This window comes from Alphaproteobacteria bacterium, from assembly GCA_018662925.1.
GTDB lineage: Bacteria > Pseudomonadota > Alphaproteobacteria > 16-39-46 > JABJFC01 > JABJFC01.
Map to the genome: position 1 here is coordinate 1 of JABJFC010000058.1, position 14,606 is coordinate 14,606.

Here is a 14,606-nt window from a genome sequence, read left to right on the forward strand (position 1 = left end):
ACTTTTTCTAAAGCACTCCAAAAACCCATAGCTCCATCCCCTATGGCCAATTTGGGTGGAACAGAAAGCCCTCGGGCTTTAAGGTCTAACAAAAGCTCACTCCAACTTTGCGTGCTTTCTCGATAGCCATCAATAAAACCTACCAATTCCTTCTTACCCTCAGGTGTCGCTCCTATGATAACCAACATACACGTCTTGTCATCTTCCATACGAGCCTGGAGGTAAACGCCGTCTGCCCAGATGTACGCATAGTTCCGGCTATCCAATCGCCGCTTGCTCCAATGCTTTAATTCCTCTTTCCAGTGCTGACGTAATCGAAGAACTGTATCTGCAGAAAAACCTACTGCATCCTTGCCGAGCAAAACTGGCATCACTTCAGAAAAGTCACCTGACGATATACCTTTCAAATACAGATATGGAAGCGCAGCTTCTACACTCTTACTGCGCCGAACATATGGGGGAAGCAACTGAGAGGCAAAACGGATAGAATCATCCACTCTTTGCCCGTTACGATCTCTTGAGCGAGGAACCCTTACAGGAATGGATCCTATCCCTGTAATAACTTTCCTCTCTGGCAAATGCCCGTGACGTACGACTCTCTTTCTACCATTCTTCAGCCGCTCGTGTGCATGACCGTCTATAAATGACGCAAACTCTGCTTCAATTGCTTGTAGTACCAGCCCTTGTGCTCCTTTGCGTAGAACTTCTGTTAGCTGATCTTCAAATTCTCCTGGCTGTTTTAGATTTATTACGGTACTTTTCTTCATGGCGTATCATTCCTTTCTTTTGGACGTTGATGATTGTGGATTCACCAACACGATACGCCACATCTCTTTTTTTGTCCGTCACCAACTTTCGCGATTAACTCTATTTGTTTTGGCGAATTTCTATCTGCTGCCCCTCGCTCAGTCCTTTGTTGATGCTATTCAATGCTGCCGTATTGCTTCCACTCTTGTCTATATTGACCTTTGTAGGAAGCCCATTGTTATTAATGGACTTCTTGAAAAAAGCCCTGGATGCTTTTTCATCTCTTCTTGCTCGCAGGAGAAAATCAATGGTATCCCCATATTTATCAACGGCCCTATAAAGATAAATCCATTTTCCATTAAGCTTGAGATAAGTCTCATCCATCCGCCAACTACCGTTTGCAGACCTTTTACGCTTGCGAACGCGTTTTTCGAGAAGAGGGACAAATTTCTTGACCCATCTTTGTAACGTTGAGTGGTCAATGGTTGCACCACGTATGGTCATCATTTCTTCTAAATCACGATAGCTCAGGGAGAATCGGCATTTCATGTAAACAAACGTCATGATGGCTTCAGGCGACGAGCAAAATCCCTTGAAATGGGGCAGCAGTTTTGACGAAATTTGAAACATTTTTACCTCCACTGTTTGCGGAGAGAATATTCGTTTTACCCAAACTATTCAACAGACGCGACAGAACCAGATAGTATCTTACTTCCTTTGATAGCCCTATCTTTTGGCAAAACTCTCCAAACAAAATAAGTCCAGAATTAGACGTTAACGTTTCTTTGCTTGATTTTAGGGAAAATGATGCTAGCTTCATAATTGTATTTCTTAAGAAGGGGTTACGTTTGCACCTAATGAGTGTAACCCTTTTCCTCTTCTTTTCCAGCTATTTCCTCGCACTCAGAGCTTTTTTGATTTCCTATCGCGGATCTTGGGTTCTCTGTCTCTCCAGATTTTCTTGATTACAGGCATAGTGGGATAGTTTATAAATGTTTTTGTGCAAACTTTTTATCTGCATAGTAGGTCTCCTTTGTTTTTTAGAACAAATATACTCTGGAGGCCTTCTTTATTTTTGACAAGCAGTAAGAGGGGGATATCCCCCTCTTACTGCTGTCTTCTCTGTCTCACATCTGTCTGGACTAGTACAAGTCTCAAATTTAACAAATCTCCGCCCCTGCCTTCTCTTTTTAAAAAAAAGGGGGAAAGTCCTGATGAAACTTTTATCTTGCATCTGAAGGAATGTGAGTTTAGATTTAATGATAGAAAAAATAATCTGTATGCTATCATGGTAAGAATTTTGAGGAAAAATCCTCTCTAAAGTTCACCAGACCTTTCTTTTAGTTAAGTGTCTCCACAGGCTGTTATGAAGAAAAAAGAATATGAAATGATGCAACAGGATAACGTAGCCTGCCGCAAAAAAAAATCTCTTCTTCCCTCTCCTGTTTTTCAATATTTTGAACAGATTGCGCTAGATGATCCCAAAAAGTGTGCCGTTATTAACAAACAATCCAGCATAACATATGGAGACTTACTCAATGACGTTTTGCAATTGAGTCATGCACTACAAAAAATCGGAGTTACTACTGGAAACACTGTTATTTCAACCCTAACACCTTCTCTCAACCTTATAAAACTACAGCTAGCACTTCACCATTTGAGGGCCACTTATCTTCCTATAGACCCTTGCTTTCCTAAAAAACGAATTGAGTTTATTGTGAAAGAAGTAACCCCTATCCTTTTGTTTGCAGAGTCGAAAAACCTAGACAAATTTTTGGGAATCACCCCCAGCATCACTGTAGATCAAATCTTAAAAAATGAAAGAAGAACTCCTCTCAAGTTAGAGAAAAGAAAACCGGATAATAAGGTAGCATATATTTCATACACCTCCGGCTCAACTGGCACACCTAAAGGTGTTCAAGTGACATATAATAATTTTCTTAGCTTACTTCACTCTGTAAAAGAGGAACTGCCATTTACTAGATCAAGCACCATGCTGTTTTTTTCAAAACCTTGGTTTGATATTACTAATGTGGAAATCTTCCTTCCACTGCTAAATGGAGCTAGCATAGCAATCCCGCCTAAAGAATCCTTTCTGAATGGAAAAAGTCTCTCAAAATTTTTGAACTCGACCAAAACAACTGTTATGCAAACAACACCTTCCATATGGCATATTTTGATTGATTCTGGTCTAGAAAAGCATCCTCAAATTACTTCAATTTCCACAGGAGAAGAGCTAACACAAGAGTTAAACCAATCACTTCACTCCCACTTCAAAAGAGTTTGGAATTTTTATGGCCCAACGGAGTGTACAATTTATGCGACAGCAAGTTGCACAGCACCTGGATCAAAGCCTTCTATAGGCACACCTCTTCAAAATACTCAGATTTTAATATTAACGCCTGAAGGAAAAGAAACAAAAAAAGGAGAAGCAGGAGAGATTTATATTGGAGGACAGGGAGTATCAGCAGGCTACCTTAAGAGACCCAAAGAAACAAAAGAAAAATTTACGACCCTAGAAACATTTAAAATGAAAGGTCATTTTTATAAAACAGGAGATGTGGGAAAAATCTTACCAAACGGGCAAATCAGCTTCTTGGGTAGAAAAGACTCTGAGGTGAAATTCAGAGGGTACAGAATTGATCTTCGTGAAATAGAGCATACAATTCGAAAAGTTTCTACTGTGAACAATGTTCTTGTGCGCCCTTTAAAAAAACAAAAAAACAGGCAAAAACTCTGTGCTTATATTATCTTGAAAAATGACTCCCTTTGCATCAACAAAAAAAAGCATGAAGAAATTGAGGTAAACAGATGGCAAGAAATATACAATAGTGTCTACAAGACAGAAGAGACTTCTCTAGGAGAGACGTTCAATACTACAGGCTGGAGAGATAGCTATGAAGGAAAAGCTTTCAATCCTTTGGAGGTTGAGAATGCTACAAATAACATTGTAGACCGTATCTTATCATATAAACCCAAAAGAATTTTAGAAGTTGGCTGTGGAACTGGATTACTATTGTTTAAACTGGCTCCATTCTGCAAAGAGTACACTGGAACAGATATTGCTAAAGCTGGATTAGACTTCATACAGCAGAAGGCAAAAGAAAAGGGCTTATCAAACATCTATTTATTGAACCAGGAAGCCCGCTGTATAACAGGCCTAAAAAAATCGTATGATGTTATTGTGATTAATTCCGTTATACATCATTTTCCAAGTGAATCCTATTTATCCGATGTCATGCTAGCACTAGAACCTCTTCTTTCAGAGGAAGGAGTCATAATTGCTGGCGATATTCGCAATAGACAACTTATACGACACTATTACTGCTCTATTGCAATGCAAAGAGCAGAAACCCATACGCCTTATCAAGAGATTCTCAAACAAATTAATGACTCTATCCATAAAGAAAAACAGCTCCTATTACCCCCCTCATTTTTCAAGAAATATTTTCAAGAGAGAGATGTGTTTCAGCACATTGAAATTTCCCCTAAAATTTCCGAAGACACAAATGAGATTACAAAATTTCGATATGATGTTGCTCTATCAAAAAAAGCTTTTTCGTATCACTCTCTTACATTGCACCAATGGATGGAAAAAACATGGACCTTAACCGCAATTGATTCAAAACTCAAAGCAGGAGAAAGTTTTCTTATTAAGGGCTTTCCCAATGCAAAACTAAGGCATGAGAATACCTTTCTTTCAAAACTAAATGGAAGAAAAAACATGAAAAACTTCTTTGATCCCCATGAATTTAGCTCCTGTTCGAAAATAAACTACATAGACTTATACTCTCTTGAAAAAAAAGCTGTTCATTATGGGTATATTTTTGAAGCAAGTTGCTTGAACTCTGACGAAAAAGGAACATGTGACATTTCCTTTATTAAAAATAATAGCCTCCCTAAGAAAGTGAATTTTCTAGGAATAGATTCCCGTTCAGATAAACCTGAAAAATCCTTCGGTGAAGAGAAAGCCCAGGATCTTGCTAAAATAGAAATATATGATGAATGCAAGAAATTTCTCCCGGAATACATGATCCCTTCTAACTTTATTTTCCTAAACTCTTTTCCCTTAAACTCTAGTGGAAAAGTTGAAACAAAAAAACTTCCAGAGCCACACTACCATTCAAGAATACTCAAAGATGAATATGTTGAACCACAGAATCAAATAGAAGAAAATCTTGTCAGTGTTTGGAAAACAGTCCTTAATCTAGACAAAATAGGCATTGAAGATAATTTTTTTCGTCTAGGGGGAGACTCTATACTCTGCATGCTCATGATCAGAAAAGCAAAAGAGTATGGTCTTTTTATTGATTTTCAAACCGTTTTTTCAAAACCAACGATTCATGCTATTGCTCAAAACATACAGCATGAAAAAAACTCTCCTTTAGAGCGAGAATCTGTAGAGATAAAGGATGCTTCTACCGTCCCCCTAACACCCTCTCAGCAGCTTATGTGTTATCCCATGCGCAGCAATAAGAATGTTTACTGCCAACATGCTCTCTTGCAGGCAACAGACCATGACAAACTACCCGAAGCTATACAGAAAGCCGCACAAGCTCTAATTGAAAAATATGATGCTCTACACTCAACTGTTTTAAAAAACACGCAGAGAAGGTTAGAGCTATCTTTTTCTCATCCAATAAAATCGCGCCTGATTTATAGAGAAACACATTTACCCCACAATAACGATATAGATAGAAAAGAAACACTTGAGAAACATGCACAAAGTATTTTCAACTCTTTAGATTTAGAAGAGGGGAAACTGATTGCGCTAAATTATATAAAAATTGGAACCGAAATTCGCATACTATTTGCAGTGCATTCTTTGGTGGCAGACAGTATTTCTTTTAAGATTTTGCTCGAAGAGTTTAAAAAGAATACTATCCGTCTTCTCCTCCAAAAGAAAACAAACACTACTAAATCCAATTTTTCCTTTAAGAAATGGGGTTTGTATTTGCAGCAACACAAGCAAAGTATTGTGAATGAGGAAGAGTTAGATTATTGGAAAAAAGTTGAAGAAAAAAAAATAATACCCCTTCTTTCCAGGCAAAAAAGCTCTACTGTTCTGGGGTTTAAAAGAGACTTCAATCCCAAATATACAACTATGCTATTAAACAAAATACAAAAGAATTCGCTTGAAACACGGTCGGCCCTAATGACCGCTTTTGCCTATACCTTACGCAATGAATTTGGAGATGAGACCGTTGAAATAGAGAGCCATGGTAGATACGATACTATTTTCTCGGATCAATTAGCCGATGCCATTGGGCAATTCTCAACTTACTTTCCTTTTAATGTTGAATTAACGAAAGGAGTGAATTTTTGGAAAAACGCAAAAACTTTAGAAAAAAAAATACAACAAATCCCTTTTAGAGGAGCCCATTACCAATTACTTAAACTCTCTTCATTTCTCACACTACAGAATACACGCCCCAGAGTTGCTTTCAACTATCTGGGAAAGTGGGATAGCTCTGGAGACAAAACTATGGAAGAGTGCTCTCTTTTTATTTCTTCTGCACCAGAGAGAATAAAAAATACTCAATATGATCAGTATGAAAATCTTGTAGGGCTTTCTGTTAACATTTTAAATATCAATGATGCATTCTCTTTTGCTTTTAAATATGATCCTTCTGTCTTTTCAGAGCCTCTGATTCTCAAATTTTCCGATGAACTTTTTTCTGCTCTAGAAAAAACAGCAGAAGGAAACCCACTTCTAATTCAAGAGAAAAAAATTGCCTAAAAAAGAATCCCCCCTCACTTTTTGTCTCATTTGCGAAACATCTCTAGGACTTGTTTGTGCAAAAAAAATCTTACACAGTGGACATAAAATATCTGCTGTCGTTTCACAAAGAAAAACTGTTGTGAAATGGGCTAAAGCAACCGAAATTCCCATATTATCAAATCTTCCAGAACTGCAACAACAGTACAAAGAGAAGTCCTTTAATTATATTTTAAGCATTGTAAACAACTCATTGCTAACCAATGACACTCTGAAGCTTGCAGAAAGGACTATTAATTTTCATGATGCTCCCTTACCCAAATATGCCGGAATCAACTCAGCCGCATGGGCTATTTTTAATGGAGAAAAAGAGCATGGAGTAACGTGGCATTTTGTTAACTCTAAAATAGATGCAGGCGATATTCTTGTACAAGAAACAATTCCTATTGAAAAAAATGACACCGCTCAAACTCTGCACCTTAAATGTTATAAGCTTGCAGCGGAAACTTTCGATGTATTATTGCAGAAAATCAGTAGAAACCAGCTGCATTCCCTAAAGCAAGATCTAAACAAGAGAACCTATTACGGGCGACATAAAAAACCTGCAACTTGCGGAATTATAAATTTTCAGCTTTCTAGCCATGAACTTTGGCAACAAGCCAAATCTTTTTTATACTGTGATTATCAAAATACATTTTGCTCATTGAAAGTAATGATAGGCAGTCATTTTTTTAGTTGTTCTGCAATTCCTGTTAGCTCCATTCTTGAAACAAAAGTTGCTCCAGGGAGAATTACTCTAGTTGAAGAAAATTCCCTACAGGTAAGTACTTCCGATGGAGACCTTAAGCTCTCCAACTTCAAAACCTTAGACAATAGGCAACTGAACTTAGAAAATCTCCTTGCTACAAATAACTTATCTTTGGGGAAGAAGCTAAGAATTGTCACAAAAGACGATTTGAGTGAATTGCATTCATTTTATGAAGAAGAATCTAAAAATGAAGGATTTTGGATTAATGAACTTTCTACAGCAAAACAAATTTCTTCTACAAATGTATCCAATCAAGAAAAAAACAAAGAGACCTTGACAGAAGATTGCTGGAAAATTGATCCAGACATATCAAGAAGCTTGCTAGCTCTGCTAAAAGAAACAGAAGCTGAAGACTTGCATTTTAAACTCTTTGCTCTGTTTATTTGGAAACTGTACGATTCTCCCTTAACCTTTGGATTTCCCTATTATAGAAAAGATACTGCTCCAAATTTTAAGGGCCTTTTTTCAGAATTATTACCTCTTAACCTCCCAAAAAATCCGCCTATGTGCCTAAAAAAGGGCTACCAGGATATTAGTGAAGCTTTAAACACTCTGAAAGGAAGTGGGACATTTATTTCAGATTTACTAACTCGATATCCTAATTTATCTCCTCCTGTTTCTCACTCAATGATTTTAAATATCGCCAAGGAAGAAACAGTCTCTATAAAAAAGCATGGCCTTCTTATTGCCAATTTTAAAAAAAACCACATCACTTTAATGTGCTCAAATAAGAGCCTGCACCCGCACTTTAATTGGAAAAAATTCCATGTTTTTTTGAAAGAGATAGAAACAGCTCTCGTCAATCTAGATCAAAAACAATCCAAGGAAGATGCTCCTTTACCAACAAAGGAAGCAATCTATCCCAACGCCTTATGGAATAATACTCAAATAAATCATAATTCCCCTCTTTTACTACATCAATATTTTGAAAAACAAGCTCGAAAACACCCTGATCGTATTGCTATCGTTTTCAAAGACAAACATCTCTCATACCACTACCTAAACCAACAAGCTGATGCTCTTGCCTACTCTCTAAAAGAACAAGGAGTGGAATCTGAATCTTTTGTTGGGGTTCTCATGGATCGTAGCGTTGAGCTTGTTATTTCTCTTCTTGCTATTTTTAAAGCTGGAAGTGTTTATATGCCCTTTGAATCAAGCACACCTTTGGAAAGAATTAAAAGGGCGATATCCCAACTAAATTGCAAATTTTTACTCACAAATTCTCAATTTCCAAGACTTACAGAAAAAACCATTTTTCTTGATAAAGTAAATTGGAGTGGGAATGATGCATTTTCCCTTTTTCATCCCATAGAAAAGAATCTATCTGCCCTCGCTTACATTATTCATACCTCTGGCTCAACTGGTACGCCTAAAGCCGCAGGCAACACTCATACGGGAATAGAAAACAGACTGCTGTGGATGAAAAAGCAATACACTATAGATCAAGCAACTATCATCCTACACAAGACACCAATTTCTTTTGATGTTTCTCTATGGGAACTCCTGCTCCCACTAATATGTGGATCAAAGCTAATTCTAGCACCTCCCCAAGCAGAAAAAGATCCAGAAAAACTCTGTGCACTAATGAAGAAAAATCATGTGACATTGTGCCATTTTGTTCCTTCCCTTTTATCTATATTTCAAAGGGACTCCCTCTTACAAAAGTGCACCTCTCTACGCCATGTCATTTGTAGTGGAGAATCCCTGTCCACAAAAAACGTAGAAATATTTCACCAACAAAGCACTGCAAAACTCCACAACTTATATGGCCCAACAGAAGCCTCTATTGATGTAAGTCACTGGACTACACATCCTCCCAATCAATCACAGTGCTCTGTCCCTATAGGGCGCCCTATCAGCAATACGAAAATTTATATTTTAAATAAAAATCTAGAGCAAATTCCCATTAGCTCTATTGGTGAAATATATATTACAGGAGATGGACTCGCACGAGGGTATATCAATCAACCGGATCTTACGGCAGATAAATTCATTGCGAACCCTTTTGCTACCCAAGAGGATATCTGTACTTCTCAAAACCTCCGCCTCTATAAAACAGGGGACCTAGGAAAATATCTAGAAAACGGTAATATCGACTTCTGTGGCAGGGCAGATCAACAAATTAAAATTAGAGGATACAGGGTTGAGCTTGAAGAAATTGAATATAATCTTTTGTCATCTCCCTTAGTATGTGATGCAGTTGTCATTGCCCGTAAAGAAAGCAAAGAGCTTGTCGCCTACATTTCTATAGAGAAAAAAATCCTAAAATCATTGAATACCCCTTTGAATGCTTCTGATTCTACTCTTCTAATAGACCCTGCCCTAAACGAAATATCTCAAACTCTTCGAGAATATTTGAGGGAAAAACTTCCCGATTACATGATCCCTCATCATATTGTTTTTTTAGAAAACTTTCCTCTCACCTCCAGTGGAAAAATCAACCGAAAAGAGCTCCCTGCTCCAAATAATACAAACCGTTCTATTAATCAAAATTACGCCCCTCCACGCAACAAAATTGAAAAAGACCTTGTCCTAATTTGGCAAGAAATTTTAAATATCCATCCAATAGGCATTTATGACAATTTTATTAGTGCCGGCGGAGACTCCATCAGCAGCATTCAAATCTCTTCAAAGGCAAAAACTAAAAACTTTCATTTCAGTCCACGCCTTGTTCTTGAACACCAAAATATTGCCGAACTTTCTCAGTATGTCACACAAAAAGAAACGACTCATACACAAAAGGCAACAACCTTCAGAAAAAAGAATTATGCTCTAACACCACTTCAATCAGGACTTCTTTTCAGGGAACTCTACAATAAAAGTATCAGCGGAGAATATATTGTCCAAACTGTTATCGAACTCCAAGGTAAAATAAATTTAGAGATTATCCAAATTGCCTGGCAAGAAGTGATCCAAGCCCATGACATCTTGAGAATGGCTTTTGTTTGGGAAAACATGGGCATCCCCCTTCAATACACCTTAGATGGAGTTTTGTTTTCTTGTAAGTCTGAAGATTGGTCTAAATATTCGAAAGAAACTATAGAGTCAAAACTAACATCTTTTCTAGAAAAGGATAGAAAAGCTCCTTTTGATCTTTCGGCTCCCCCATTATTCAGGCTAAGCCTAATGACTTTACCAAATGAAACCTTCTACCTTATGTGGAGTTACCATCACATTATTCTTGATGGCTGGAGCAGCCGATTAATTCTAAATGATTTTTTTCATGTATACTGTGCCCTTATCAAAAACAAAAAGGCCCCTCTAAAAACATATTCTTATAAAACCTACCTACAGTGCCATGAAAAACAAAGAAAAGATAAAGCGCTGGATTTTTGGACAAAAAACTTACACTGTATAGAGGAACCATCCCTGTTGGTTCCCCCTCAAAAAAATTCAAAAGAACTGCACCAAAAGCGTTTACGTTCTTCTTTTTCTCAAAATTTCTGGAGGGAAGTGAAAAGATACTCTCAATCAAATAACTATACAATCAACACCCTAATACAAGCCTCAATCGGACTTGTCCTATCCCAACTAATAAGTAAAAAAACATTATCTTACGGAATCACTATTTCTGGACGATCTGTTGATTTAGAGAACATAGACCACATACCAGGACTACTCATTAACACCCTTCCACTTTCCATAGAAATCAAGAAATATCACTGCATCAAAGAGTATCTTGACTCCCTGCAAAAACAAACCCTCTCTATCAATGAACATTCATTTGTTTCTCTTGCAGAAATTCAAAAAATTGCACTCCCTAATGGTGATCCTCTTTTTGATACAATTCTCGTATTTGAAAATTACCCTTCATCCAGCCATAGTGAAACTAAAAAGGGTGAACTCTCTGTTAAGTCCATAGATAGCCATGAACAAAATGAATTTCCTCTAACTTTTGTCTTTTTCCCGGGGAAAACCCCCTGTCTTGAGCTCAGTTATAAATCTCCTCTTTTCACACAAAAAGAAATAGAACGTATTGCCGAGCTTTTTCGGGAAACACTAAAAAATCTGATCCAGCTTCATCCATCTTCTCTTCTTCAAAAAATTTCTAGTTGTCCTAAGCAAGAGAAAGAAACGTTACTAACCAAGTGGAACCATTATGTTCCTCTTGTGGAGAAGAATTTTCTACTCCCCCATGAACTTTTTGAACAACAGGCAAGGAGTCTTCCCCACCGTATTGCTCTTATTTGCAAAAAACAACATATTACATATTATGAACTAAATCAGCGTGCCAATCGATTAGCATCTCATCTAAGAAAGCAAGGAATTGGACCCGAAGTTTGTGTGGCAGTTTCCCTAGAAAGGGATATAGATCTCGTTACCACTATCCTCTCTATTTTAAAAACTGGAGGCACCTACCTTCCTTTGGATTTTTCTCTTCCTGAAAAGCGTCTTAATTTTATGATTAAAGATAGCGGTGCTCACCACCTAATAACTCAAAATTTTTCCTCGAAAAAAATTTCCACTTCCGCAGGAAAACATATAGATCTGCAATCTATAGACCTTTCCAACGCCCCCGAATGCAATTTAAAGTCAGAAATAAATTCCCATCACAAAGCACTTGCATATACTATCTATACATCTGGTAGCACAGGGCAGCCTAAAGGTGTTGGACTAACATATAAGAATCTTTCCTCCCTTTTATGCTCAGACAAACTAAAGATTTTAGATGTTACAAAAAACACAAGATCTATTTGGGTTTCATCATTGCTATTCGACGCATCTATCTGGGAGCTCTTTGCTGCCTTATCAAGCGGAGGAACTCTTGTAATACCTCAAAACTCTCAGAACCTCGTCGCCGATGAACTTCTTGATAGTTTGAAGAAAGAACAAATTTCTTACCTGCCCATACCTGCCTCACTCCTCAGCTCAATCCCTCTAGATTTTTCTAATCAGATTAAAACTGCCGTTGTCTTTGGTGACGTTCCAAACAGAAGTGCTCTGGAAAAATGGTCTGGAAAATCTAAAATATTTAATGGATATGGCCCAACAGAAAATACAATTGCCTCTACGCTTTTTCTGTGCACATCCCCCCTCTCCTCACCTCTTCCAATAGGCACCCCCATTAGTAATAGTAATATCTATGTTTTAGATGAAGCCCTACACCCCACCCCTATGGGAATCATTGGAGAAATCTATATTGCAGGAGATGGTCTAGCTCGAGGATATATTAATCAACCTGCCCTTACAGCAGAAAAATTTATTGCCAACCCTTTTGCAACCAAAGAAAATGCAAAGCAATTACAAAATCTTCGCCTCTATAAAACAGGAGATCTAGGAAAATATAACCCTGATGGCAATATTGTTTTTTGCAACAGAGTAGATCATCAAGTGAAAATTCGAGGATATCGAGTTGAACTTAGGGAAATTGAGCATAAGATTTCTAGCTCCCATTTAGTGCAAAATTCTGTTGTGTTAGTGGATAAAACAGCAAAAAACAATAAGCTGGTCGCCTATATTGAATTAACCGCAGAGGCTTTGAAAAACCTAGAGTTTCCAAGTTCTTCTTCCTCTATTTTATCTGGATCAAAGATTGATCAGCTGAAAGATGTTTTTTCGTCAGATTTAAAAAATTCTTTGCCTAGTTATATGATCCCCTCTATCTTTGTCTTTTTAGAAAATTTTCCACTTACCTCTAATGGCAAGATCAATAGAAAAGCCCTCTCTATCCCAAACACATCCACACCCTCTTCAGAAAGCGCTTATGCCTCTCCTTGCAATGGAACAGAAAAAAAACTCTGCCTTATTTGGCAAGAAGTTCTGGGGCTTGAAAAAATTGGAGTTCACGATAATTTCTTCGCCCTTGGAGGTGATTCTATTAGCAGTATTCAAATCTCTTCAAAGGCAAAACAAATCGGACTCTCAATCACTGTGAGAGAGCTGTTTCAAAGCCCAACAATTTCCCAACTTGCAAAGGGAGGGAAGCTAGGTGCCTCTGAACAAGTGAACTTTATAGACAGAGAAGAAATTCCCTTCCCAGTAACCCCCATTCAAAAACGTTTTTTTGAAGAAAAATCAAATATGCTGCATACGTATACCCAGGACATAGTCTTTTGCAGCAAAAAACCTCTCACTATTTCAAGTATAAAAAAAATCCTAGAAGAACTTCAAAAGAAGCACAGGGTATTTTCATTACGTTACACCTGTAGTTCCAAAAAGATTCCACATTGGACCCAATACTATACAAAAAAACAAAACATTCTTTTGCAAGAATTCGATTTATCTAGTGCCCCCACAGAGACAGTCGAAGAAAAAATTTCAGAAATACGACAAAATGCAAAAGCGCTAATTAATATTATAGATGGCCCGCTGTTTGTTCTATGCCATCTTAAAAAAAATGGAAAAAGTGATCTGCTACTTATAGCTCATCACCTTATTATAGATGCTGTATCTTGGAAAATTCTCCTTGAAGATTTTGAGTGTGCTTATAGGCTAATTTCAGAAAACAACTCCTACAATTTTATGAATAAAACACATTCATTTCAATACTGGCAAAAATCTTTAGAAAGTTATGAAAAAAATATCACTATCAAAGAAAAAGATTACTGGAAATCCTTAGAAGAAAAGATGGTTATATGCAAACCAGAAAAAGACTTAAAAACAGGTTATGTGACTGAAAAACTGACAACTTCTACAACAATAAAACTACTTCGAGAATCCCACAAAAAATACAACACAAGCATTAATGATCTTTTGCTGACAGCCCTTTCTTGCTCTTTATCCAAGTGGGGAAAAGCAACTTCTATGGTTGTGGAGTTAGAGGGGCACGGAAGGGAAGAGGTCGAAAAAGGAATTGACCTATCGCACACTATAGGTTGGTTTACCAGCCTATATCCCTTTGATGTAAAAACAAACCAATTTGATAGCCTAGAAAACAAACTACTCATAATAAAAAAACGGAGGGAGAAAATTCCACTAAATGGAGCAGGGTATGGTATTTACAGATTAGGCATTTCAACCCCTCAACCTCAATCACAAATTTTATTTAATTATTTGGGACAATGGACAAAGCAAGACCAAAACAGTCACCGTATATTCCATTTTTCAAAAAGTGATGATATTGCAATGTTATATAATTCACATCAAGTCGCATTTCGCCATAAGATTATCATCAATGCCGTAAGCATAGAGAACCAATTTCATGTTCATATAGCTTACAATCCAGATACATATGCAAAACATGACATCAAAAAATTGGAGAGATTGTTTCTAGATAATGTAGAAAAAATCATCGAGCATTGCTGTAAACATACAGTTCTTAAAAAAACAAACTCTATAAGCAACAAAAATAGAAAAAATGCTATAGCACAAATACTTAAAAAGGGTTAGAAA

The 14,606-nt window shown here is 37.2% G+C and carries 4 protein-coding genes and 1 pseudogene; 3 read left to right on the forward strand and 2 right to left on the reverse strand.

What is annotated here, in order from left to right:
- Positions 1–767, reverse strand: a 767-nt coding sequence (locus HOL16_05030) for an IS256 family transposase (protein MBT5390056.1), incomplete at its 3' end; no start/stop codon positions are given.
- Between the two features lie 100 nt (positions 768–867).
- Entirely contained in the window at positions 868–1,377 is a 510-nt protein-coding gene (locus HOL16_05035; protein ID MBT5390057.1) for an IS6 family transposase, read from the reverse strand.
- A gap of 586 nt (positions 1,378–1,963) precedes the next feature.
- Here HOL16_05035 and HOL16_05040 point away from each other — a divergent pair.
- The 3 genes and pseudogenes from HOL16_05040 (at position 1,964) to HOL16_05050 (ending at position 14,603) form a co-directional block, all read left to right on the forward strand.
- Positions 1,964–2,068 (forward strand): annotated as a pseudogene (locus HOL16_05040) (IS1595 family transposase).
- A 45-nt stretch (positions 2,069–2,113) separates the two neighbouring features.
- A complete protein-coding gene (locus tag HOL16_05045) occupies positions 2,114–6,487 on the forward strand; it encodes an amino acid adenylation domain-containing protein (GenBank protein ID MBT5390058.1) in 4,374 nt (1,457 codons plus the stop codon).
- A 121-nt stretch (positions 6,488–6,608) separates the two neighbouring features.
- Entirely contained in the window at positions 6,609–14,603 is a 7,995-nt protein-coding gene (locus HOL16_05050; protein ID MBT5390059.1) for an amino acid adenylation domain-containing protein, read from the forward strand.
- Positions 14,604–14,606 lie beyond the last annotated feature (3 nt).

Bases quoted from the DNA above. Each gene is read 5' to 3' on its own strand.
- HOL16_05035 (MBT5390057.1), bottom strand. From the start codon at position 1,377: ATGTTTCAAATTTCGTCAAAACTGCTGCCCCATTTCAAGGGATTTTGC.
- HOL16_05045 (MBT5390058.1), top strand. From the start codon at position 2,114: ATGAAGAAAAAAGAATATGAAATGATGCAACAGGATAACGTAGCCTGC.